The organism is Oscillibacter sp. KLE 1745, from assembly GCF_000469445.2.
GTDB lineage: Bacteria > Bacillota > Clostridia > Oscillospirales > Oscillospiraceae > Oscillibacter > Oscillibacter welbionis.
On the sequence record NZ_KI271762.1, the window covers coordinates 42,374 to 66,182 of the forward strand.

Genomic DNA, 23,809 nt, shown 5'->3' on the forward strand with positions numbered 1-23,809 from the left:
TGATTCTGGACGCCCTGCTAATCGACCACTACGGATCTGTGGTCCTGCGACTGGGAGGAACTGGAGGTAAAACAAAATGCAAGCCATACTGAGCAACGCGCAGCACCCTGAGTATGGAAAGGCGACCATCCCATTCCCTATTGGGGAAAATGAATACGACCGCCGCCTGGAACTGCTGGGGAAAATGGAGATTGGAGGCCCAATCAAGCGGGACTGCTTTATCCGGGAAATCCAGCACGACCCCTCCATCCTGCAGCAGTTGGTCGGATGTAACGTGACAGTGGATGAATTGGACTATCTGGCCAAGCGGCTGGACAGCTTCGATGATCGGGAGATGGCAAAATTTCAGGGGGCGGCAGTCAGCTGCGGCTGCCATGGGATTGTAGATCTCATCAACCTGACCTTTTCCTGTCAGCAGGTTACCATCATCACGGATTTTTCCGACTTGGAGGAAATCGGCCAGAATCACTATATGGATCTGAACGGCGGCACCGTCAGATCGGAGAAACTGGAATATCTGGATGGATATGAAACAGCGTTGCTCTTGATTGAGGGCGGAGGCGAAACAATCACTCCCTACGGCGTTGTGTATAACAATGGCATGAGGCTCCCACAGCTTTATGATGGCCGCCGCTTTCCAGAGTATTTCTACGAAAGCTGTTTAGCCTCTGTAATCCTCACCCTCCCAGGCCATCCCAAGGAACGGGAGATGCTTTATTTTCCTTGCACAGAGAGCAAAATCGCCCGGGCACTGCGGCGGCTGGAAGTCGAACAGCCAGAACAGTGCGTGGCGACTCTGGACACTTCCGAAATCAGCGAGGCGGTCTGTGGTGTTTTCGAGGATGAGTATCCCCTGAATGAGCACCTGGAAACACTAAACGCACTGACCCGATGCCTTCAAAAGTTCGACGGTCAGGCGCTTGAGGACTTCCATACAGTCTTTGATACTGTTTGGCCGGAGACACCGGAGGAAGTCCTGTATCTGGCAGAAGAACTTCGTGATTTTACTGTGGTTCCGGACATCAGCTCGGCGGAAGAGTATGGTTGGTTTCTGATCACGAAATCCGAACATTTATATGGCGGCAGGCGATTCTTGCCTCTCATATCTTTTGCCATTGGAAGTTTTCCTATTTTCAGGATGTAGTCCTCTACTGCCCGATAACATTCTTCTTTGGCCCAGTATTTACCGTTCAAAACCGCCCACCTCCCATCTCTATGCTGGTATTCTTCTTTTGGCAGAGACTCTGATTCATTTGCTTCTCCGACAGATTTCGGTCCATGATCGAACGGATTTCCGGCTTTGACCCCAGATATGCTACATAGCCCCGGTCTCCAAAGCGGCCGCCTTCCTGCTGGATGCGGTGCTGGCCATATTTCTGATAGTCGATGCACGCTTCCAATTCTGGATCAACATCTAAAGGACGAAGTGCGGCGCACCAACGGTCAGATCAGCTTCGACAGGGCACTGGACCAGCAGCGCCGGTTCCCGGAGGATGTCTTTGACGATGACGTATGAGTGACCTTCGATTCATGTCACCATATCTCAAAGGCGGAGGAGACAGCGCCCGGAGAGCAAATCGCATCCGCTACTTTGCCACTCGCCCCGGTGTGGAGGTGCTCTCCGATGGGGGAAGTCAACCCGCCACCAAAAAGCAGAAAGCCTATATCCAGCAGTTGCTCCGGGCCTTCCCTGACGCCAGGGAGCTATTGGAGTATGAGGACTATCTGAAAAACCAGACGCAGGAGTCCGCGTCGGAGTTCATCCGACAGGCTCGAGAGGACTTTGCGGTGCCCATGAGCCAGCGGGAGAACTATCTGGACTATGTGTCCTACCGCCCCGGCGTGGAATTGCGGGGAGAGCATGGTCTCTGGACCAGCGGCGGCAAGGTGGAGAATCTGGCCGAGGCGGTGCGGGAGGTGGCGGAGCATCCCGGCAACGTCTGGACGCCGGTGGTGGCGATCCGCCGGCAGGACGCGGAGCGGCTGGGCTACGACAACGCGGAAAACTGGCGCGCCCTGGTAAACGCCAGCCTTTGCGACATCGCCAAAGGCTACAAGATCCATCCGGATCACCTGCGGTGGTACGCCGCCTTCCATGAAAAAGAGAAGAGCGTCCATATCCACATGGTAGTATTCTCCTCCGATCCCAAAGAGGGCTACCTCACTCCGGACGGCATCCGGCAGGTGAAGTCCGCCTTCGCCCGGCGGATCTTCCAACAGGACCTGATGCATATCTATGAGCAGAAGACAGCGTACCGCAACCAGCTACAGCAGAATGCCGCGGAGGCCATGCAGGAGCTGATCCGGCAGATGCGGGATGAGACCCCTGGAGAACCCGCAGCTGGAAGATCAGATAGAGGCCTTGGCGCGGCGCCTGCGGACGGTCCGAGGGAAAAAGGTCTACGGCTACCTGCCGCCGGAGGTGAAGCTGATGGTGGATGGGATTGTGGATGCGCTGGCTGCTGATGAGCGAGTGACAAAAACCTATGATCTCTGGAATGAGATGCGGGAGTCTATCTGCCGGACCTACTCGGAGCACTTGCCAGAGCGGCTGCCGCTCTCCAAACAGAAGGAGTTCAAGCCTGTGCGGAACATGGTGATCCGAGAGGCGTTACTACTGGTACAACAGGAAGAAGGGATTGCAGAAGAGCCGCAGCGGGAAGCTGACCTACGCCACGTCCAACACGCTGCGGAAAGCGGCGATCCGGTGGCCATGTGTGACCTGAGCGACCTCCTGATGAAGCAACGAAGAAGCAGTGAGGCGCTGTACTGGCTGGAGCAGTCCGCCCGAAATGGCGATCCTCGCGGGCAATATGTGCTTGGAACGTGGTATCTGAAACGAGGGAATGTCCAAAACGCACTCCGATGGCTGACTGCGGCTGCTGACCTGGGCAGCAGCACTGCCCAGTATCGTCTGGGTATGCTGTACCTGAAGGGCGAACAGGTGGAGAAGAATTTGGAGCTGGCAGTCCGATATCTGACTGCCTCCGCGGAGTGCGGAAACCAGTATGCTCAGTACACACTGGGAAGTCTGTATCGTTCCGGAGATGGGGTCTCCAGAGACGAGGCCCTGGGACGGGAGTGGCTGTCCCGTTCTGCGGCCCAGGGAAACCCATACGCCCAGCATCTTCTGGATCACCCGGACCAGAAATGGTCTATCGCAGCCCAGTCTGTGACACGGCTGCTGTACCACATGAGCCGGATCTTCGAGGACAACTGCAAGACAGACGTTATGAACCGGGGGCTACAGATCGACCGCAAGCGCCGCCATCAGCTCCGGGAGCGGAGACTCGCTCTGGGGCACAAGCCGGATGACCATGAGGATGAGGAGATCGGACTCCACTGAGTGCTTGAGCACACACTGTTCTGACTGGACAATGGCAAGTAAATTGAGTATACTACTTTCATAAGATATTGCAGAAGACCGTGATTCCGAACGGGCGGATTATGTGGAGGTGAATGCAGTATGGCAGGCAAGATCCCATCTGATGGCGTCGTTGTGCAGAATGCTAGACGAGCGGTTGCGGCGGAACTGCGGAAAAAGAAAATTTTGAAACAACCGATTGCAAAATTCGATCCCAAAACCGGCAAGGTATACTTGCTGCATAGTGACGGCACCCGCGAGGAGGTCGGCGAGGCCAGAAAGGGACGTTACAGTGAACGGCTGTCTTAAGAAACCAGAGGTGGTCGCATTTGCTGGCCCCAATGGCTCCGGAAAAAGTACGATCACAAATTTGCTCCGCCCCACGACCGCTGAATAAGCAGTCGTAAAATATAGTTGTGTAAAGGGCACCTGCTCTCCTTTTGGGAGGGCGGGTGCTTTTTACTTGGAAGTGAACAGAATCATGGAACCCTACATCCCCTTCACCGACGAACAGAAGCGTCGGGCCAATGCGGTGGATCTGGAGGATTACCTGCTCCGCCGGGGCGAGAAACTACTCCCCTCGGGCCGGGATAAGCGTCTGGCCACAAATCACAGTGTGACCATACGAGGCAGCGAGTGGTTCGACCATGATACGCAGCAGGGCGGTCACGCCATCGACTTCGTGCGGACGCACGACGGATGCTCCTTTCAGGAGGCAGTCGCAAAGCTGCTGGACGGAGAACAGGGACATGCTTTTCGGTTTGCGTCGGAAAGAAACGCGGAACCACAGAAGCTCTTTGCGCTGCCACTCCCCCACCACAATATGCGCCGGGTGTATGCCTACCTTATGAAGCAGCGGCACATCGACCGGGATATCATCACCCACTTCGCGCGGGCGGGAACACTCTATGAGGATGCGAAATATCACAACGCCGTGTTCGTCGGAACAGACGAACACGGCGTTTCCCGTCACGCGCAGAAGCGCAGCACCAACAGTCAGGGCAAGTCCTTCAAACTCAACGTGGCGGGCAGTGACGCGCGATACAGCTTTCACCATCTGGGAGATGATGGGGACCTGTATGTATTTGAGGCCCCTATCGACCTTCTCTCCTATATCACCCTGCATCCGGAGAACTGGCAGCAGCACAGCTATGTGGCCTGCTGCGGTACCAGCTATGAACCGGTACGGTGGATTCTGACGCGGATGGAAGCTCCGCAGATGGTGTCTCTCTGTCTGGACCACGACAATGCGGGAGATCAGGGCTGCGAACGGATGGCGAAACAGATCTCCTCGGAGTTCGGCTTTCCCACTCGTCGACTGGTCCCGGAGCAAAAGGATTGGAATGAGGACCTCTGCGCCCTGCGGGAAGCCCCAAGGCGTCAGAGAATGGAGATGGAAATGAGGTGAAAATCTCACGTGAATCAGAATATCTGGTCACTGATCGGCTTTGCTGCGGTGGCTTTGATCGTGATGGGCGGGCTGGCATTTCTCTCCCAGCACTATACGCTGGACAATATCAAGAGTAAAACTGTGGGTGACGGGCAGTACGGCACCGCCCGCTGGGCGACAAAGCGGGAGATTCAAAAAACGTATCGCCATGTGCCCTTCCAACCAGAACTCTGGCGGAAGGGAGAACACCTACCGGAACAGCAGGGCTTAGTGCTGGGCAGTCTTGGCCGGAAAAATCATGTTACAGCACTGGTGGATTGCGACGATATCCACTGTCTGATGATCGGCGCAAGCGGTATTGGCAAAACCGCCTTCTTTCTGTATCTGAATTTGGAATATGCCTGTGCCAGCGGCATGAGCTATCTGGCTCTGGATACCAAGGGAGACCTGGCCCGGAACTACGGCGCGGTGGCCAGCAAATACTACGGTTACCAAGTCTCCGTGATCGATCTGCGGAATCCCACTCGGTCCGATGGGAACAACCTGCTGACTCTTATCAACCGCTACATGGATCTGGCCCGAGAACATCCGGACAGCCTGACCTACAAGGCTCGAGCCGAGAAGTACACGAAAATCCTGGCCAAGAGCATCGTCAACCCAGGCGGAGATAGCTCCCAGAGGGGAGAAAATGCCTACTTCTACGAGTCCGCGGAGGGCCTTCTGGCTGCGGTGATCCTATTGCTGTCAGAGTATCTCCCGCCAGCAGAAGGAGAGCCGGAGACACGACATATCGTGTCGGTGTTCAAGCTGGTGCAGGCTCTCCTGGCCGTAGACCCCAGGAGCAAGGACCAGCGGAACGGCTTCCAGATCCTGATGGACCGGCTGCCGGAGAATCACAGGGCCTATATGCTGGCCGGCGCCGCCCTGACCGCCTCCGATCAGGCCATGGCCTCTGTCATGTCCACGGTGCTTTCCAGACCGAATTCCTTTCTGGACACAGAGCTGGAGCAGGTACTCTGCTTCGACAGCGCCATTGACGCGGAGACCTTCGCCTCCCAAAAATGCGCCATATTCCTGATCCTCCCGGAGGAGGACGCCACCAAGAACTTCATGGCGGGCCTCATCATCCAGAACCTGGCGAGAGAGCTGTTCTTCCTGGCGGACAAAAACGAGGGGAAGCTGAAGAACCGTGTGGTGTTCTTCTGCGACGAGCTGGGCACCATGCCGCCCTTTGACATCCTGCCGCTATTCTCCGCTGGCCGTTCTCGGCGGCTGACCCTGGTTCCCATCATTCAGAGCATTGCGCAGTTGGAGAAGATCTATGGCAAGGAGGGTGCGGAGATCCTGACGGACAACTGCCAGGACACGATTTTCGGCGGCTTCGCGCCCCAGAGCCAGACAGTGGAGGTGCTGTCCAAGGCCCTGGGCAGCCACACCGTCCTCTCCGGCTCCATCTCCCGGGGGAAAAACGATCCTAGCCAGTCCCTGTAGATGATGGAGCGGGCGCTCATGACGCCGGATAGTTGAAATCCATTCCAAAGGGAGAGTTTGTGGTGATGAAGACCGGAACCCATCCCATGCGGACCCGGCTGCGGCTGTTTCTGGAAAGGGGTATTATCTTTGGCGAACCCTACCAGATGCCGGAGCGGGTGGCCAGAAAGGTGGCCTATGCCGGGAAACGGCAGCTGACGCAGGCTATCATAAGGAAAAAGCGTGGGACTACTCCGCCCACAAATCAGTACAGGGGCCAGAGCGACTATAACACGGCCCAGGAGGTGTGAATGGATGAGCTTTTTTAATGATGTTTATGGAGACCGTGACCTGTCCACTCGGGCTAAAACGGTATGTCTGTACCTCCATGACCGTGCCAATGGAGATGGCGAGAGCTAGTACGCCATTGGCACCATTGCGGCGGACCTGGCCCTCTCCCGCTCCACAGTCAAACGGGCTCTCAGCGATCTAGTCCGGCTGGGCAAGGTGGAGAAGCAGCCCCGTTACCGAGAGAACGGTGGCCAGACTTCCAACCTGTACCGATTGCGAAAATGAGAGCAGACGAAAAAGCAGTCTCCCCGCCAAGGGGAGACTGTTTCAATCACCTAGCCCCGGGGGCGGGTCATTGTGGACCACCAAGATAATCCCAAGAGAAGGATCGTTATCTTCAGAGAACAGAATACATTACTCTTCTAATTTCTCTCCGGTACCGATTGTAGGCCAACTCCATCTCCCATTTATGGTAATATGATACCATTCTGGAGAATAGCTACATAAAGGATATAAAAGGACACCCAAAACTGCTCCGGTCTTCTTCCTCTTAGGGAGCTCTCAACGGCGGCAGGGTCACAATCCGGCTACAAATCCGCTCTAGCAGGGTGCTGTTGTGGCTGACCACCAGGAGCCCCAGCTCCCTCCGCTGAGCCTCCTCCATAAGGAACTGCCAGATCTGGGCTTGGGTGATCAGGTCCAGCATGGCAGTGATCTCGTCGCACAGCAGATAGCGGGTCCGGGGCCCCAGGGCCCGGGCGATGCAGAACCGCTGGAGCTCCCCACCGGAGAGCTCCCGGGGATACCGGCGGAGCCACTGGGGCTGGATGTGGAGGGCCTTCAGCAGGCGCTCCTCCACCGGGCCGGCCTCATGCAGCGAGACCTCCAGCGGCAGGAGGGGGTCCAGGGCTGTCTCTGGGTGCTGCCAGATCATCTGCACCGGGCAGGCTCTCCCGTACCGGGACAGGGGCTCCCCGTCCAGCAGGATCTGACCGTCCGTGGGCCGCTGGTATCCCGCAAGGAGCCGGCAGAGGGTGGTCTTGCCCCGGCCGCTGGGGGCGGACAGCCCCAGCCGCTCCCCGGGCTCCAGGGTAAGGCTGACGTCCTCCAGTACCGGCCGTTTCCCCCGGCGGGGATAGCGGAAGGTGAGATTTTTTGCCTCCAGGCTCATGGACGCTCCCCTCCCTCCGGAAAATAGCACCGGACCCGGCCGCCCCGGAGGGCGGTATCCGGCACCGGTCCGCCGGACCGGCAGACCTCCTGACAGCGGGCGCACCGGGGGGCGAACTGACAGCCCGCCGGGATCTCCCCCGGATAGGGCTGGGTGCCGGGGATGGGGACAAAGCCGTTCTGAGGCAGGGCGTTCCACAGGGCCCGGGTGTAGGGGTGGCGCAGGGTCCCGGCGGCGAAGTCGGCGGCATCCGCTTCCTCGATGGTCTCTCCGGCGTAGAGCACCAGCACCCGGTGAGCGATGGTGAGGGCCAGTTCCAGGTCATGGGTGATGAGGAGCACCCCGGCCCCCTCCTCCGCCAGTTCCCGGAAGTGGCCCAGGATGCGCCCAGCGGCCCGGGCGTCCAGGCCGGGGGTGGGCTCATCGGCGATGATCAGCTTCGGCCGCTCCGCCACGGCGGCGGCAATCAGCGCCCGTCGGGCCATGCCGCCGGAGAGCTCAAAGGGATACATCCCCTCTGCCTCCGCCCCCAGGCCGTACCGGGCCAGGACGGCGCGGCTCTCCGCCCGGGCCCTATCATCCCGCCGGCCCCGGCGGATCTGAGGGCCGATTTCCATCAAGGGATCCAGGTAGGTGACCCCCTGGGGCACCAGCGTGATCTCCCGGCCCCGGAAGGCCTCCACCCGCCGCCGGGTGAGGGGCTCGCCCCCATAGGCGATTGTCCCCTCCAAGCTGGCGTTGTATGGGAGGATGCCCAGGATGCCGTGGGCCAGCAGGCTCTTTCCGGAGCCGCTGGAGCCCACCACCGCCGTCACCTGGCCCGGACGGATGGCAAAAGTCAGATCCCGGATCACCGGCAGGCTCAGCCGCCGGGTGCCCCGGTCATATTGGGTAAAGGAGATGGAGAGGTGCTCCGCCTGTAACAGAGGCTCCATGGACGGCCTCCTTTCCTGAGATTCGGGCGGACACACCGGCCCGCCCTTACTGATGCAAGCTGGAGGGATCCAGCAATCGCCGCGCCTGCTCCCCCAGACCGGCGAACAGCAACACCACCCCCACCAGGGCCGCGCCGGGAAACAGGGCCAGCCACCACCGGCCGGTGGTGAGGTACTGCATACTCTCCGACAGGATCACCCCGATGGCGGGCTGCTCCGAGGACAGGCCGAAGCCCAGGAAGGTGACGCTGGCCTCGTGGAGGATGGCATGGGGGAACTGAAGGATCAGCCCCGTGAGGAACTGGGGCAGCAGATGGGGCAGCAGATGGCGCCGGACCAGCTGTCCCCGGGGCACGCCCAGCTTCTCCGCCGCCAGCAGATAGGGGGCCTGACGGAGCTGGAGGACCTCCTCCCGGACCAGCCGGGCCAGGGAGGACCAGTGGCTGAGGGACACGCCGGCCACCACCCCCAGGAAGCCCCGGCCGCAGGCCAGGGAAATCAGCATCACCAGCAGGATGTGGGGAATACCCAAAAACAGGTCGATCAGCCAGGAGAGGACCGCGTCCGCCCAACGGCTCAGGGCGGCGGCCACGCCCAGGGCCAGGGCGATGACGGCGCTGACGCAGGCAGTGAGGGCCCCGATGCGGATGGACAGGGACAGCCCCGCCAGGGTCCGGGAGAGCATGTCCCGCCCCAGCCAGTCGGTGCCGAACAGCCCGTCCGGGCCGGGGGCCAGATTCGTACGGGAGAAGTCCGCCGCCGTGGCCCGATCTGTCAAAAGCGCCCCCGACACCGTGACCGCCAGCAGGAGCACTGCCGTGAACAGCAGCAGCCCAAGAGCCCGCTGCCTACGGTTCCAGGATCTCATCGCCGGGCCGCCCCCCTTCTGATCTTGGGGTCCACCACGCCGTACAGCAGATCTGCGGCCAGATTCCCGGCAAAGACGATGGCGGCGGTGATGACCGTAATGCCCAGCAGTAAAGGAAGATCACTTCCCAGCCCAGCATTGACTGCGGCCTGACCCAGGCCCGGATAGGAGAACACCTGCTCCACCAGCACGGAGCCGCCGATGATCTCGCTGACCGAGGCGAACTGCAGAGTGATGGCGGGCAGGGCCACGTTCCGCAGGCCGTGGCGCAGAACGATGGCATGAAGCCGCTCTCCCCGGGCCCGGGCGAAGAGCACATAGTCCGACTCCAGCACATCCACCATCTTCTCCCGGGTATGGAGGGCGATGGAGGACACCCCGGTGATGCTGAGGGTCAGGGCCGGAAGCACGGCGTGGTGGAGCCGCTCCAACACTGTGACGCTGTCCGCCGCCGCGCCGATGGGCACCGACAGGCCGATGGGGAACCACCCCAGCCAGACGGAGAACACCATCAGCAGCAACAGGGCCAGCCAGAAGGCGGGGGTGCTGGAGATCAGCAGACACCAGCCCCGGATGAGCCGGTCCGGCCACCGGCCCCGCAGGGCTCCGGCCGTCACGCCCAGTGTCAGGCCCAGCACGCCGGACAGCCCCCAGGCGAAGAGCAGCAGCCCCAGGGAGTTCCCCAGCCGCTCCGCGATGATTTCAAGCACCGGCCGGCGGTACAGCAGCGAGGTGCCGAAGTCCCCCCGGACCGCGTCGGCCAGCCAGCCCAGATACCGCTCCGGCAGGGGGGTATTGGTGCCCCAGTAGTCCTCCAGCTGGGCGACCTGCTCCGGGCTCATGGAACCCAGAGCCACCTGACCCACGTTGGTCTGCAGCGGGTCCAGGGGAGATGCGGCCATCAGCAGGAAGGCCGCGAGACTCACCCCCAGCAGGAGCAGCATCATCTGGATGCACTTTTTCCCCGCGAATTCCAGGCGGTGTCTCATGGGGTCGCTCCTTTCCGAGGGTCAGGGATTTTCCGCCGGCAGCTCCCAGCTCCACCGGTCCACGTTGTTGGCGATGGACCAGCCGTGGCCGTGGGGGTGGATCTTCTGCTCCGCGATCCGGAGCCCGTCCCGCACCCAGTACAGATGGTCCACGTTCACCAGCCACACCCAGGGGATGTCCCCCTCCTGAGTGACGCCGGCGGTGCCGTCCCACTGGGCCAGCTGCCAGAGTTCGTAGGACGCCTCCAAATCGGTGCTGGCCAGAGCCTGGTCCATATAGCGGTCCACGTCGGGGTTGGCATAGGGGGAGTACTGGGCGGAGCTGGTGTCCCCGATGGTGTGATAGAGATTGTAGAGCTCCATAGGGGTGTGGGCGCCCCACCCCCAGATCAGGGGCTGGGAGAGGGCCCGGTCATAGGCGGTGTCCCAGCCCACCCCCTCCAGGGTGCAGGCGATGCCCAGCTCCTCCAGCTGGCCGGCGAAGTCGGCGCACAGAGCCTGACGCACCGAGTCCCCGGTGGAGTAGAGTAGGTCCAGCTCCGCCCGGATGCCGTCCTTGTAGCGATAGCCGTCATCGTCCAGGAGCCAGCCCGCCTCGTCCAGCAGGGCGGCGGCCCCCTCCGGGTCGTAGGACACCTCCGAGGCCGGATTGTACCAGGGCAGATTGTCGCAGACGCTGTAGGCTGGGGAACCGTGGCCGTTCAGCACGTGGTCGATCATCTCCTGCCGGTCGATGCCGATGTTGATGGCCCGGCGGACCCGCACATCTGCGGTGAAGTCGTTGCCCACAGCCCGGCCCCGGCTGTCCGTCTCGGCGGGGACGGCGGGCAGGTTGAAGCCCCGGTTGTCCACGCTGTCATAGGCGGCCAGGGTATAGCCATCGATCGTCTGGTCGGAGTAGGTGGCGGAGGTGTAGGCCACGTCCACCTGCCCCGCCTGGGCCGCCAGAAAGGCGGCGTCCTCCTCCATGAAGAGGATCACCACCCGTTGGATCTCCGGGGCCTCCCCGTAGTAGTCCGGGTTGGCCTCCAGGATCACCTGCTGGCCCCGGTCCCACTGGACCAGCTCATACCGGCCGGAGCCGATGGGATTTGCCCCGTAGGTGGTCGGGTCATAGGCGTGCTCCGGCACGATGCCCACGATGGCCATGGTATAGGGCCAGATGGAAAAGGGGCGGGTCATGTGAAAGACCACAGTGGTGTCGTCCGCCGCTTCGGCAAAATCCAGCATGGTGAAGTCGTTGACGGAGCTGCTGGACTTGACCGTGTTGTAGGTGAAGGCCACGTCCGCCGCCGTCAGGGGCTCCCCGTCGGTGAATCCCGCGTCCTCCCGGATGTGTACCGTCCAGGTGAGGCCGTCGCCGCTGACTACGTAATCCGTCGCCAGGTCATAGCCGATGGTGAGGTCCGTGTTGGTGACCGTCAGGGTGGACTGGATCAGGGGCTCGTGGACGTGCTCCCCCGCCCCCCAGCCGAAGGCCGGGTCAAAGCCCGCGGCGGGCTCGGAATTGGGGTCCATGGCGATGACCACGGTGTCCGTCCTCTGGGCGGGCCCTTCTGCCGCGGAAGCGCCGGCGGCGGACGGTCCCCCGCAGCCGGTCAGGGTGCCGGCCGCCAGAACGGCAGCCAGAAAGATACTGACAAGGTATTTTCCTTTCACGGAACACCTCACTTACGGAAATCTTCCTGCCGCAGCTGTCCCAGGGCCTCCTGGAGGACAGCTTGGTAGGGAACATCGTGCTCACGTGCCAGCTCCGCCGCATCCTCGAACTCCGGCTTTACGTGGGTGATGCCGTAGCCCCGGGCCAGCTTCAGCTTCACCGGTCCCCACCGGGTCTGGACCATCCCCGCGCCGGGCGTCAGGAAGTATTTTCCGCACCGCCGGACCCGCAGGCCGTTGGTGGTGGTCTCCGCCAAGATCCTCCGGGCCAGCTCCCCCTCCTGCTCCGGGACGCACAGCACCGTCAACACGTGGCCGGGGCGGCCCTTCTTCATGGTGCCGGGGAGGGTGTACACGTCCAGGGCTCCCGCCTCCAGTAGGCGGGAGGCGGCGAAGGACAGTGCCTCCGGCGTCATGTCATCGACATTGCACACCAGCTCCAGGATCTCCCCGTTGGCCTCCTCCACCGTCTCCCCCAGGAAGGCCCGGACGCAGTTGGCCTGCTGGAACTGCTTGGTGCCGATGCCCACGCCCACGGCCTTGGTGACCATGACCGGCATGGGACCGTATGCGTCGGCGAAGCTGGTCAGCAGGGCCGCACCGGTGGGCGTGCACAGCTCCCCCTGAATTGTCCCGCCGCAGATGGGTACGCCGGAGAGCAGGTTGGCGGTGGCCGGGGCCGGAACGGGCATCACCCCGTGGGCGCACCGGACGGTGCCGCTGCCCACGTGGATGGGGGACACCACGATCCGCTCCGGTGCCAGCAGGTACAGGGCGTAGCACACCCCTGCCACATCAGCCACTGCGTCCAGGGCCCCCACCTCGTGGAAGTGGACGTCTCCCACCGGACAGCCGTGGGCCTTGGCCTCCGCCCGGGCGATGGCGTCGTACACCCGTCGGGCCCGACGGCGCACCTCCTCCGGCAGGGGAAGGCCGTCCAGAAGCTCCCCGATGTGCCCCGGTGTGGCATGGTAATGATGGTGGCCCTCACCATGGTCATGGGGGTGATCGTGGTCATGGTCGTGATGGTGATGGTAATCGTGGTCGTGGCCGTGGGCCTCCCCGTGGCTGTGGACGTGGGGGTGGGGTGCCTCCGCGGGAACGGAACCCCCCGTCTCCTCCTGGCCGTGGACCGCCACCGTCATGTGGGTGCCAGCGATGCCGCAGGTAGCGGCAGCCTGGGCCTCAACCCGGACGCCGGGCAGGCCCAGGGCGTTCATGGCGTCCAAAAACGCCTGCCTGTCCTCCAGAAGCTCATACAGGGCGGCCATCAGCATATCCCCGGCTGCGCCCATGTTGCACTCAATAAAAAGTGTTTTCATTTTCACTCCTTCAGCCCTTCCATCTGATTGATCCGACTGGCCAGATACCCCGCGCCGAAGCCGTTGTCGATATTCACCACACTGCACCCTGAGGCGCAGGAGTTCAGCATGCTCAGCAGGGCAGAGAAACCGCCGAAACTGGCTCCGTAGCCCACACTGGTGGGTACCGCGATAACCGGGCAGTCTACCAGGCCGCCCACTACGGAGGCCAGCGCTCCTTCCATCCCCGCCACAGTGACAACGCACCGGGCGGCCATCAGGGTGTCCAGATTGCTCAGCAGCCGGTGGAGTCCGGCCACCCCCACATCGTACAGACGGGTGACATGATTCCCCATAGCCTCGGCGGTGAGGGCTGCCTCCTCCGCCACCGGGATGTCGCTGGTGCCGCCGGTGGCCACCACGATGTTGCCCCGCCGCTTCTGCTCCCCGGGGAAGGCTAGGCCCAGCCGGGCGCTGGCGTGGTACTCCAGAGGGACGGACTGGGCGACGGCCTCCGCCACTTCCGGGCCGATGCGGGTCACCAAGATGTTCCGGCAGCCCCGCTCCCCCATGGTTCGGGCGATGCCGGCGATCTGCTCCGTTGTCTTGCCAGCGCCGTAGATCACTTCCGCTGCCCCCTGGCGGACGGAGCGGTGGAAGTCCACCTTGGCGTAGCCCAGGTCCTCAAAAGGCGCCTCTTTGAGCTTCAGCAGGGCATTCTCCGGAGCGGTTGCGCCCTCCGCCACGCTGCGGAGCAGCTGCAAAATATCGTGTTTGTTATCCATGGAAGTGCCTCCTCTCAGGCGGACGGGGCTCTGGGGGCCAGGTCCAGCAGAATGTCTGAAAAGTCCGACCGGAGGGCGACCGTCAGGTCCTCCCGCCGCTCCAGGGCCAGGGGCAGCTGGGCCGCCGTTGCTTGGACGCGGGCCGCCCCGTGGAAGAGCCGCACCCGGAAATCCCGGAAGCCCAATGCCGCCAGCGCGGCCTCCGCCCGCTCCACCCGCTCTAGGTCCCGGGCCTGGATGGGCGTTCCGGTGGGGATGCGGGTGGCCAGACAGGCGTAGGCCGGCTTGTCCCAGGTGAACAGCCCCGCCTCCCTCGACAGGCGGCGGACCTCTTCTTTGGTAAGGCCGCACTCCCGCAGGGGCGAGCGGACCTCCAGCTCCTGCAGGGCCCGCATCCCGGGGCGGTCCCCCGCGTCGTCGGAGGCGTTGGTGCCGTCCAGCAGCACTGGGTAGCCGTCCCGCCGGACGGTCTCCCACAGGCGGTTGAACAGGGCCCGCTTGCAGTGGTAGCACCGCTGGGGGCCGTTGGCCGCCGCCTCCGGCACCGTCAGGACATCCAGCTCCACCACGCTCATGAGGACGTCCAGCTCCCGGGCCAAGCGGCAGGCATTCTCGTACTCAAATCGGGGCTGGAAGGGAGTCTTTACATAGTAGGCCCGCACATCGCAGCCATACCGCTTGGCAGCCCACAGAAGAAGAGCCGAATCCGTCCCGCCGGAGAAGGCGGCTGCCGCCTTGGGTACCGTGTGAAAAAATTCTTCCAGGGTCATAAGGGTAGCTCCTTTCCATCGCTCCACAGAAAAAAGCGTCTGTTTTCCCCGCTTTGCCGGGAAAACAGGCGCCTTCTGACACCGTTACACTTCAATCTGGATGCTTCGCCGCATCGCCATCGACAGGCGGCACTGAGTCCATCGTTCTTCAAACGACTGCGGAGCCGTCCCTGACTTCTGTCAGGTCATCCCGGCTTCCTGCCGGTGGCGTCTCTCCACTATTGAATATATTATACCATCCGGAGTATACTCTAAGTCAAGAGGCAACAGACATTTTTTAAGAATTTTCCAGGCGCTCTGCTGGGTCTTCCTCGCCGTTGGCCGCAAAAAGTGCCCCGCAGACTCCGAAAAAAGCCCTCAGGTCTTGGGAAAGATTGACTTCCGGGCGGTAAACTCTTGCAATTTTTTACATATTGAGAGGACTGCTGGCACTTCTGTCCGGTGTCTGTGAAAAATCGAGGACGGTTCGTCACAATGAAGATGTTCAAGAGGCAACTCCAGCCCCCCCGCCAGACCCTACTGTCTGCAGTTTTGAGGCCAGCTCTGATCACGCTGGTGCATAATGGTGCATTTCGGACAGCAAACGACTGAGTTCCACGAGGACGAGATGTCCACCTATGAGCTATTTGATCTGCCGGGGAGGGATTCTTGAATTCCTGGTAACCGGGGAAGTTTTTCCAGTATGCACTGACGGTGGATGAAAAACGGGCCTTTGAATACTCCATCCCCTACCACAATCAGAAAGCGGACATCCATTCGTCCTTCTACTACTATGTGATCTACACGGCGTCCTCCCTGGTTCCGGAGGCCTTTTCTAAGCAGGTAGGCATCGTGCCCAACTTCCTCTTCTACCTGCTGGCCACAGTTTTGCTCTTCCTGCTCTCCTGGTGCATCTCCGGGAGCCCCATTCTGGGAGTGGCGGCGACCATGTGTGGGGCCATGGCACACATCCGGATATACGCCATGTTGACAGTCTGCTGCTGGCTCCGGTACACCTGCGGACCCTGCGGGAGGCGAAAGAAACTGGGCACTGAGGTGGTGCACGCTACTAACGTTGTTACACTGCATCAACCACAGCATTCTGACCCACAACTATTTCTCGTCTTCTGTTTCTTTCTCCGCAGTCTAGGCGATGTGTTCTTCCATCTTTCTCATACCCGTCTATTTGTCGGGGGATTTGACGATTACCACGACTCGGCTTTTATTTAAGAATGCCCGCGTGGTCGTATTCAAGTCTGCGTCTGCAAATACCAGAAGTCACCAAGTGGACCAATTGTCAGCCCCTGGTATTTGTGTTATATGAGATCGATCGATATCGTCTTATCTCCCACTGTCTGGCCCAGGTGATTGGTTCTGTAAGCCGACCATCAAAGCAGAATGTAGCGCATTTTACGGTTCTTGTTGCCGCAGCATCGGAAGCCGCCTCATTTCAAATTTGCATCATCCAGCGCTTCACCCCAGACGGCGTGAACAAAGCTAGCCCGTGGAAGTTTCTTCTTTCCCAGCCCATATCCGTTGCGGGTATTTTCCATGTCCGGCGGTGGGCCGAACTTCTGAACGAAATGGTCTAGGAGAGCGGCCCCGGTCGGAGTACACAATTCCTCCCGGATTTCTCCGGTATAATACGGAATCCGCTGCAGTAACATAGCTGTGGCCGGAGCCGGTACAGGAAGTACACCGCGCGCGCAATGGATCTCGCCGGTGCCTGTGCAAACAGGTGAAGCACAGATAGAATCGGGCTTTAGCATCTCCAGCGCCACGCACACGCCAGTAATATCCACCAAGGCGTCCAGATCTCCCAATCTGCTGAAGTGGATTTGGCTGACGGCTATACCGTGCACCCGTGACTCTGCCTCAAGGATTTTGTGATAAACTTCCCGGATATTCTGGATGACAGATACCGGAAACGGCAGATGTGCCAAAAGGTCTCCAATCCCTTTCACAGAGGCGGCTTCCTTCTCTCGAGCGGAAAATCGCTGACGGCTTCCACTTTGCTCGATCTCCCCTTCCTCTTCTCCATCGATCCATACATCCATATAAGTCCCATGTACCTGGAAGGTGTCTCCCGGCCGGGCTACCACTGTCACCCCTGGGAACAGTCGATTCATAATCTCCAAATAAAACTTCTGGTCCTCGAGCAACTCATATAGGGCTCCCATCAGCATATCCCCGGCGGCGCCCATGCTACAGTCAAAATACAAAGTTCTCACGGTTTCCCCTCTCATCCAAGTCGATTTTCTGCCAGTCAGCTGAACTCCTCATGTCCCACCATAAAGCATCAGGATGATCATAGCACCTACCAGTGCGATGTGCGCATCCCAGGCCAAAGCCCACGATTCCCGCCATGATTACCGCTATACACAACAAAAATGTAATCAAAGAGTTAAGAAATGTGCCTTCCCGCTCCGCATACGCAGGTTTCTTCTTCATATTCCGCCCCCACAATCTCGCCAAAATATTAGCTAAAAATCTATCCTTCTTCTGCCCTCTTTTTTATTATTATAACAAACCCAGCTCTACAGGTAAAAAGCCAATACAAAATAGTGATTATTTGAAACAGGCATACTTGTGTTTAGTACAGTGCCCTGAAGCTTTCGCCTCAGGGCACTTGTACCAGGCTCTGTTTTCCAAAGAGATTGCTTTGCTATTCTCGAAAGAAGTCCATCGCAACCTGTACCAGTCGGGAAGCGGCAGGAGAGAGTTCCCGAAAGGAACGAGCAGCCAAACCAAGACGGCGGCAAACCGGCTTTTCCAGTAGACAGGTCTTGACACGATAAGCGCGGTTTTGCAGCACATGATCCAAAAAAAGTTTCGGCAGGATACTGACCCCGAGTTCTTCTACCATACAGAGAATGGTAGAATCCGAATTGGATGTCATGGGATATCGACCCTTGGTGTCGTATTCCTTCAAATATCTAGATATATCCTGGTCCTCACCGTCCAGGGAGCGGCACATGCAGAAGGGATTCTTCAGCAACTGCTGAACGGACAGCGCAGACTCCGCTGCTTGCGGATAGTCAGATGGAAGGACCGCCAGATAAGGATCTGTTTTCAAATCCACCCGTGCATAGGTGTGCTTCGGCTGCCTGCTGAAGAAAACCACGTCCACAAATCCGGTAGAGAGCCAGTCCTCCAAGCGGAAAATGCTGTTCTCCTCCACCAATTCGATCTGAATATGCGGGTATTTCTCCTGAAAATTCCGGATTATATACGGCATCCAAGCATATGCCAAGGTTGGGAAACTACCAATCCGCACCTTTCCTCTTTCGATCCCGCGAATCAGGCTGTATTCCTGCTCCAGCCGCTCGTTCAGCTTCAGTAGCTCCCGGATGGTCGGCAGGATTCGCCTTCCATCCGGCGTGATCTGAACCCCTTTGTTGGTCCGCAGGAGAATGGGAAAGCCAACCTCCTCTTCAGACTGTTCATCATGTTGGTTATACCGGATTGCGTATACTTCAAATCATCGCAGGCTCTGATAAAACTTCCCCGGTCAATGACACTCAACAGCACCTCATACTTTTTGATGTCCATATCTCTCCCCCGCCTCAGAAAAACCTCTGCCGCCGTTACTGTATATCGGGGTATGCCTTCTCCACATATGCTCGGATGCGCCGGACAGCCTCTTTCAGGTTTTCGTCAGAATTGGCAAACACCATCCGTAGATAGCCCTCACCCATCTTTCCAAAGGCGGAACCCGGCACCGTCACAACGCCAGCATTGCGGATCAGTTCCTCCGCAAACTCGTCAGAGGTCTTTCCGAATGCCTTGATATTGACAAAGGCGTAAAAGCTACCAGGGGATTTCTTGCAGCTAAAGCCGGGAATGGAATTGATCCCGTCGATCAGGATATCTCTGCGGCGGGCGTATTCACCCCGCATCCATTCCACGCACTCCCTGCTCTTCAGTGCCTCCGCAGCCGCCACCTGAGAGAATGTGGACACGCAGGAAACGATGCCCTCCTGAAGCTTTGCCATCTGGGGCACTAGGCGCGTATCGGCCAGCAGGTAGCCCACTCGCCAGCCAGTCATGGCATAAGATTTGGAAAAGCTGTTCAGGACCACCACCCGCTCCCGGATCTCTGGCACGGAGGCAATGCTGAACGGAATTTCTCCATCAAAAACAATCTGGTCATAAGGTTCGTCGGAGAATACGTAAAGCCCGTGCCGAAGGGCCAGCTTTGCAATCCCCTCAATATCCTCCCGGGTCATAACAGAGCCCAGGGGATTGCTGGGAGAGTTGAGAATGATCCCCTTCGTCTTAGGCGTGATTGCCTTCTCCACGTCCATAGCCTGCAGGCGGTAGTCATTTTTCTCATAGACCGGAACAGGGACCGCCTTTGCGCCGGTTAGCATGATCTGCCCAAAATAATTGGGGAAACATGGGTCTGGCACGATCACTTCGTCACCAGGATTTACCAGGGAAAACAAGGCCAACGTCAGGCCTTCCAAGGCACCTACCGTCACGATGACATTGTCCTTCGAGTATCCTTCCCAATGGGTCTTCTGATAGCGTTCCGCGATGGCCTCCCGCAACGCAGGAATGCCCACATTGACGGTATAATGGGTCTGTCCCTCGTCGATGGCCTTCTTCGCAGCCGCTTTGATGTAGTCTGGCGTGTCAAAATTGGGTTCACCCAGGGTCAAATTCACTAGGTCATCATATTGGGCGGCAATATTGAACATCTTCCGGATTCCGGACGCAGGATAGTTTTGGATTAGTTCAGAAACAGGCAGGTCATGGCTCATCATTCTTCCTCCTCGTACAACTATTTAAATGTATCTACTCAATCCCTATCGTGTTTACATGATGGTTTCAGCAAACAAATTCCTACAGGCTTACTATGCCACAGTAAAGGACTACCATTGGACTTTCTTATTGTTGTCTGCCCCGCAGTAGCGTGGCATGTTATAGAAGGCGGCACGCTTTGGCAGAAGGAAAAGCGCCAAAGCGTGCCCAGCCATCTCTACGGATGGAAGCTATTTTTTCCAATCCCGTCGCATACGGGCCCAGGCAGAATTCCTCTCTTCCACCACCTGCGCAATGTCTGCATCATCCATAGCAGAGAAGCGTCCTTGCTTTTTCAGGTACTCTTCCACAGATGTGAACTCCTTTGGATCACGGTTCAGCTTGAATTCACCGTCTTCATATTCCGCTAGATACCAGAGGCCGCAGTCCACCGCCTCTTTTCCCAGCTCTACCGTCAGATCGGAGGCAGTCCCCCAGCCAGTCGGACAGGGTGCCATCACATGGATATAGGATGCGCCGTCTGTATTCATGGCCTTCTCCACCTTGGCCAGATAGTCCTCCGGATAGCCCACACTGGCGGTGGCTGCATAGGGGATGCCATGGGCCGCCACGATTTCAAACATCCGCTTTTTGGAGGTCTGCGCACCGTGGATCCGGCTGCCGGCGGGGGTGTTGGTCGTCTTCATGCCGTAGGGCGTCATACCGCTCTTCTGGACACCGGTATTCATATAGGCCTCATTATCATAGCAGATAAAGATCGCCTTGTCATTCCGGTCAATCATGCCGGACAGCGCGGCCATGCCGATGTCAACCGTACCGCCATCGCCAGCGAAGCCCACCACGTGATAATCCTGCAGTCCTTGTGCCTTCGCCCCTGCCAGAATACCGGACATCGTGGAGGCGGTCGATGCGAAGGGAGAAACCATTCCATTCACAAAAAGCGGCATATGCGGATAGATAAAGGCCACGGTGGACATACAGTTGGGCGGGATGACCGCGATCGCGCGTTTGCCCAGAACCTTCAAGGCAAGACGGATCGCTAAGGCACCGCCGCAGCCACCGCAGGCCTTATGTCCGTAGAAAAACTCCTTGTTTGTGATGGTTTTAGCATTCAGAGCCACAGAGATCCCTCCTCAAATTCACAAATGTCACCTGTTTGCCAGAGATTGTGCCGGACAGCAACTCATCAAATATCCCGTCGATATCAGCCTTGGAAATACTTCTGCCGCCCAGACCGCCCACATAGCTGCAGGCGGGTGCGGTGGTCCCGTTCTGTTTGAGGGCGGAATTGACCTCCGAGAACACCGTGCCCTCATAGCCGAAGTTGATGTTCTTCTCCAGCACACCAATGGCCTTGGCGCCCCGCACCGCGTCCGCGATCTCCCGGGCCGGGAATGGGCACATACAGCGAATTTTGACAAGACCCACCTTCTTGCCGCTTTGGCGGTAGGCATCCACCACGCAGCGGGCGGTCCCGGCCACGCTTCCCAGGGTCACGAGTATCGCCTCTGCGTCCTCGCATTGATAGGTCTCCACCATGCCGCCATAGGAGCGACCAAAGAGCGCGCCGTATTCCCGATCCACCTCGGCCAGCTTCTCGCCAGCTCTGCGGAGGGCCTCATGCTGCTGATAGCGGAACTCCATGTTATACAGCGGCCCCGCCGTAATGCTGGTGGACATGGGATGATCCAGGTCCATACGGTTTGCGAACTTTTGATAGGGGATGAATGCGTCCACCTTCTTCTGGTCCGCCATGTGGATCAGCTCGTATGTATGGGTCAGGACAAAGCCGTCCAGGTTGATCATCACCGGCAGCATCACATCCGGGCTCTCCGCGAGCTTGTAGGCCTGAAATACCATGTCATAGGCTTCCTGCGCATTTTCCACATACAGCTGAATCCAGCCGCTTTCCAACTGTGAGAGGGAATCTCTCTGGTCGTTGTAAATGCTCCAGGGAGCCGCAATGGAGCGGTTGGCGTTCATCATGACAATGGGGAACCGGGAACCGCTGGCATAGGGCAGGCACTCCACCATATACAGCAGGCCCTGGCTGGAGGTGGCCGTAAACGTTCTGGCACCAATGGCGCTGGCGCCCAAGCAGGCGGACATAGCGCTGTGCTCGGACTCCACATAGAGATATTCACATTCCAGGGAGCCATCCTCTACAAAGTCGGAAAGCCGTTCCACCACGATCGTCTGGGGCGTGATGGGATACGCCGCCACCATATGGGGCTTTGCCTGCCGCACGGCAAGCGCCACTGCCTCATCACCGGAAACAAACAGCTTCTCGTTCATGCTTCCGCCTCCTTTTCCATAGAGATCGCTCCGGGTTTGCAAGCCCGCTTACAGACACCGCATCCCTTGCAGTAATTGTAGTCGATCTCTAACATCTCTCCAGACTTGTCAATGGCGCCATCCGGGCACACCAAAAAGCACCGCAGGCAATGGATGCACTTGGATGCGTCGATCACAGGACGGAATGTCCGCATACCGGCGCTGATTTCGTGGAGCTGTCCCGCTGGAAATGTGGGGCCCTGGGGGATTGTCTTGACCGTATAGCCCAACTCGACATTCGGCCGCTGCATTTACATTCCCTCCTTCACAACCTGAAACGCCTTGTTCAGCAACTTTTTGTTCTTTTCTCGGAGCTTCGGAGCCAACTGATCGTCAATTGCCGCTTCGGCGCTGGCTAGGCTCACCATATCCGTGGCCGCAATCAGTGCTCCCAACAGAGGAACATTGGTGATAGGGCGGCCGAGGATCTCGAGGGCCAGACCCGTGGCATCTACTGTCACAACTTTGCAACCCTCCACTGCAAACGCACCGGCGTCCTTCGTGGTGTTGACAATAACCGTTGCCCCGGGCTTCAGGCCGTTTTTCACCGGATCGCCAAACAGCGTATCATCCAACACGATGGCGCAATCGCACTCCACCACCTCGCTTCGGTCTGTAATGGGGCTCGTATCAATTCTTGTAAATGCGAAAACCGGGGCTCCACGGCGCTCCGGTCCAAAGGACGGGAACGCCAGAGCGTATTTGCCTTCATAGATCGACGCGGCGTTTCCTAGCAGTCTTGCGGCTGTAAACGCGCCCAATCCGCCGCGTCCATGCCAGCGAATTTCTGTCATACAAGTACCTCCTTTTTCCTCACATCTACACAATTTATTAGAACACGCCCTGCTCCATCATGGCCTCGGCCACCCGCTTGAAGCCGGCGATGTTGGCGCCCGCCACCAGATTGTAGCCCAGGCCGTACTCCTCCGCAGCCTCCACGCTCATCTGGTAGATAGTGTTCATGATCCGGTGCAGCTGCGCGTCCACCTCCTCAGCGGTCCACACTAAGCGCTCACTGTTCTGGGCCATCTCCAGTGCGCTGGTGGCCACGCCGCCCGCGTTCACCGCCTTGCTCGGTGCCACAATCAGTCCGCAGTCCATCAGATACTTCAACGCATCGTTGGTAGTAGGCATATTTGCCACTTCAACGTAATACTTTACGCCCGCCTGGGCGATCTTTTTGGCGGAATCCAAATGAACATCATTCTGCATGGCAGAGGGCATGCAGATATCCACTTTCACACCCCAAGGCTTCTCACCGGGGAAGAACTCCACGCCGAACTTCTCCGCGTAGTCCTGCACCCGGTTGCGGCCGCTGGAGCGCATCTCCACCAGATACGCGATCTTCTCCTCCGTGGCTATGCCGTCCGGATCATAGATATATCCGTCCGGGCCGGACAATGTCACCACCTTGGCCCCCAGCTGCGTGGCCTTCTTGCAGATGCCCCAGGTCACGTTGCCGAAGCCCGCACAAGCGATGGTCTTGCCCGCGATCTGCTCTCCCTCGTGCTCCAGCACATTCTGGAGGTAATACACCGCGCCGTAGCCCGTGGCCTCCGGCCGGATCAGGCTGCCGCCGTAAGAGAAGCCCTTGCCCGTCAGCACACCATTCTCCCAGCCCCCCTTCAGGCGGCGGTACTCACCGAAGAGATACCCGATCTCCCGGCCACCCACGCCCATGTCCCCGGCAGGCACGTCCACGTCCGGCCCGATGTACCGGTACAGCGCCTGCATGT

The 23,809-nt window shown here is 59.3% G+C and carries 24 protein-coding genes and 1 pseudogene; 9 read left to right on the plus strand and 16 right to left on the minus strand.

Going from position 1 to position 23,809, the window contains the following annotated elements:
- Window positions 1-76 precede the first annotated feature (76 nt).
- From HMPREF1546_RS15220 to HMPREF1546_RS19975, 8 genes and pseudogenes are all read left to right on the plus strand, one after another.
- The gene (locus tag HMPREF1546_RS15220; protein WP_021751304.1) at window positions 77-1,144 is read left to right on the plus strand and encodes a hypothetical protein; all 1,068 of its coding nucleotides are present in this window, start codon (window positions 77-79) and stop codon (window positions 1,142-1,144) included.
- Window positions 1,145-1,512: 368 nt separating this feature from the next.
- Window positions 1,513-2,466, plus strand: coding sequence for a MobP3 family relaxase (mobP3, locus tag HMPREF1546_RS15230; protein WP_021751306.1), 954 nt, complete (start codon window positions 1,513-1,515; stop codon window positions 2,464-2,466).
- Window positions 2,363-3,346: a tetratricopeptide repeat protein gene (locus HMPREF1546_RS19720; RefSeq protein WP_147629947.1), complete on the plus strand. Its 984-nt coding sequence runs from the start codon at window positions 2,363-2,365 to the stop codon at window positions 3,344-3,346. The genes mobP3 and HMPREF1546_RS19720 overlap by 104 nt, the downstream gene beginning before the upstream one ends.
- A gap of 120 nt (window positions 3,347-3,466) precedes the next feature.
- Entirely contained in the window at window positions 3,467-3,673 is a 207-nt protein-coding gene (locus tag HMPREF1546_RS19010; RefSeq protein ID WP_021751308.1) for a hypothetical protein, read from the plus strand.
- A gap of 10 nt (window positions 3,674-3,683) precedes the next feature.
- A complete protein-coding gene (locus HMPREF1546_RS19015) occupies window positions 3,684-3,761 on the plus strand; it encodes a hypothetical protein (protein ID WP_301546212.1) in 78 nt (25 codons plus the stop codon).
- Window positions 3,762-3,845: 84 nt separating this feature from the next.
- A complete protein-coding gene (locus HMPREF1546_RS15245; RefSeq protein ID WP_021751309.1) occupies window positions 3,846-4,772 on the plus strand; it encodes a DUF3991 domain-containing protein in 927 nt (308 codons plus the stop codon).
- A 63-nt stretch (window positions 4,773-4,835) separates the two neighbouring features.
- Window positions 4,836-6,535: pseudogene (locus tag HMPREF1546_RS15250) on the plus strand (type IV secretory system conjugative DNA transfer family protein).
- A gap of 124 nt (window positions 6,536-6,659) precedes the next feature.
- Window positions 6,660-6,800, plus strand: a complete 141-nt coding sequence (locus HMPREF1546_RS19975) for a hypothetical protein (RefSeq protein WP_337601395.1) — start codon at window positions 6,660-6,662, stop codon at window positions 6,798-6,800.
- A gap of 265 nt (window positions 6,801-7,065) precedes the next feature.
- Here the strand turns inward: HMPREF1546_RS19975 and HMPREF1546_RS15255 are convergent, their stop codons facing one another.
- Genes HMPREF1546_RS15255 through larE form a run of 8 tightly spaced genes read right to left on the minus strand, consistent with a single transcriptional unit; the run spans window position 7,066 to window position 14,993 of the window.
- Window positions 7,066-7,686, minus strand: coding sequence for an ABC transporter ATP-binding protein (locus HMPREF1546_RS15255; RefSeq protein ID WP_021751312.1), 621 nt, complete (start codon window positions 7,684-7,686; stop codon window positions 7,066-7,068).
- On the minus strand, window positions 7,683-8,621 hold the full coding sequence (locus HMPREF1546_RS15260) for an ABC transporter ATP-binding protein (protein WP_021751313.1): 939 nt from the start codon (window positions 8,619-8,621) through the stop codon (window positions 7,683-7,685). The genes HMPREF1546_RS15255 and HMPREF1546_RS15260 overlap by 4 nt, the downstream gene beginning before the upstream one ends.
- Before the next feature lie 46 nt (window positions 8,622-8,667).
- Window positions 8,668-9,489, minus strand: coding sequence for an ABC transporter permease (locus tag HMPREF1546_RS15265; RefSeq protein WP_021751314.1), 822 nt, complete (start codon window positions 9,487-9,489; stop codon window positions 8,668-8,670).
- The gene (locus HMPREF1546_RS15270; RefSeq protein WP_021751315.1) at window positions 9,486-10,478 is read right to left on the minus strand and encodes an ABC transporter permease; all 993 of its coding nucleotides are present in this window, start codon (window positions 10,476-10,478) and stop codon (window positions 9,486-9,488) included. Before HMPREF1546_RS15270 ends, HMPREF1546_RS15265 begins: the two co-directional genes overlap by 4 nt.
- A 21-nt stretch (window positions 10,479-10,499) precedes the next feature.
- The gene (locus HMPREF1546_RS15275) at window positions 10,500-12,137 is read right to left on the minus strand and encodes an ABC transporter substrate-binding protein (protein ID WP_036631338.1); all 1,638 of its coding nucleotides are present in this window, start codon (window positions 12,135-12,137) and stop codon (window positions 10,500-10,502) included.
- A gap of 8 nt (window positions 12,138-12,145) precedes the next feature.
- Window positions 12,146-13,459: a nickel pincer cofactor biosynthesis protein LarC gene (gene larC, locus HMPREF1546_RS15280; protein WP_021751317.1), complete on the minus strand. Its 1,314-nt coding sequence runs from the start codon at window positions 13,457-13,459 to the stop codon at window positions 12,146-12,148.
- 2 nt (window positions 13,460-13,461) lie between these two features.
- The gene (gene larB, locus HMPREF1546_RS15285; RefSeq protein ID WP_021751318.1) at window positions 13,462-14,223 is read right to left on the minus strand and encodes a nickel pincer cofactor biosynthesis protein LarB; all 762 of its coding nucleotides are present in this window, start codon (window positions 14,221-14,223) and stop codon (window positions 13,462-13,464) included.
- 14 nt (window positions 14,224-14,237) lie between these two features.
- Window positions 14,238-14,993, minus strand: a complete 756-nt coding sequence (gene larE, locus HMPREF1546_RS15290; protein ID WP_021751319.1) for an ATP-dependent sacrificial sulfur transferase LarE — start codon at window positions 14,991-14,993, stop codon at window positions 14,238-14,240.
- A gap of 693 nt (window positions 14,994-15,686) precedes the next feature.
- Here larE and HMPREF1546_RS15295 point away from each other — a divergent pair.
- Window positions 15,687-16,202, plus strand: a complete 516-nt coding sequence (locus HMPREF1546_RS15295) for a hypothetical protein (RefSeq protein WP_021751321.1) — start codon at window positions 15,687-15,689, stop codon at window positions 16,200-16,202.
- A gap of 215 nt (window positions 16,203-16,417) precedes the next feature.
- Here HMPREF1546_RS15295 and HMPREF1546_RS15300 read toward each other — a convergent pair whose 3' ends face one another.
- From HMPREF1546_RS15300 to HMPREF1546_RS15335, 8 genes are all read right to left on the minus strand, one after another.
- Complete coding sequence (locus tag HMPREF1546_RS15300; protein WP_036631341.1) at window positions 16,418-17,203, minus strand: LarC family nickel insertion protein; 786 nt, start codon at window positions 17,201-17,203, stop codon at window positions 16,418-16,420.
- A 434-nt stretch (window positions 17,204-17,637) separates the two neighbouring features.
- Window positions 17,638-18,249 (minus strand): LysR family transcriptional regulator substrate-binding protein, encoded by a 612-nt coding sequence (locus tag HMPREF1546_RS15305; protein WP_036637066.1) that lies wholly within the window; start codon window positions 18,247-18,249, stop codon window positions 17,638-17,640.
- Between the two features lie 310 nt (window positions 18,250-18,559).
- Window positions 18,560-19,738: a pyridoxal phosphate-dependent aminotransferase gene (locus HMPREF1546_RS15310; protein ID WP_036631310.1), complete on the minus strand. Its 1,179-nt coding sequence runs from the start codon at window positions 19,736-19,738 to the stop codon at window positions 18,560-18,562.
- Between the two features lie 231 nt (window positions 19,739-19,969).
- Complete coding sequence (locus HMPREF1546_RS15315) at window positions 19,970-20,860, minus strand: thiamine pyrophosphate-dependent enzyme (protein WP_021751327.1); 891 nt, start codon at window positions 20,858-20,860, stop codon at window positions 19,970-19,972.
- Window positions 20,844-22,034, minus strand: a complete 1,191-nt coding sequence (gene porA / locus HMPREF1546_RS15320) for a 2-ketoisovalerate ferredoxin oxidoreductase subunit alpha (protein ID WP_021751328.1) — start codon at window positions 22,032-22,034, stop codon at window positions 20,844-20,846. The genes HMPREF1546_RS15315 and porA overlap by 17 nt, the downstream gene beginning before the upstream one ends.
- Entirely contained in the window at window positions 22,031-22,324 is a 294-nt protein-coding gene (locus HMPREF1546_RS19020; RefSeq protein ID WP_021751329.1) for a 4Fe-4S binding protein, read from the minus strand. Before HMPREF1546_RS19020 ends, porA begins: the two co-directional genes overlap by 4 nt.
- Entirely contained in the window at window positions 22,325-22,867 is a 543-nt protein-coding gene (locus HMPREF1546_RS19025) for a 2-oxoacid:acceptor oxidoreductase family protein (RefSeq protein ID WP_021751330.1), read from the minus strand.
- Between the two features lie 37 nt (window positions 22,868-22,904).
- Window positions 22,905-23,809, minus strand: a 905-nt coding sequence (locus HMPREF1546_RS15335; protein ID WP_021752093.1) for a Glu/Leu/Phe/Val dehydrogenase dimerization domain-containing protein, incomplete at its 5' end; no start/stop codon positions are given.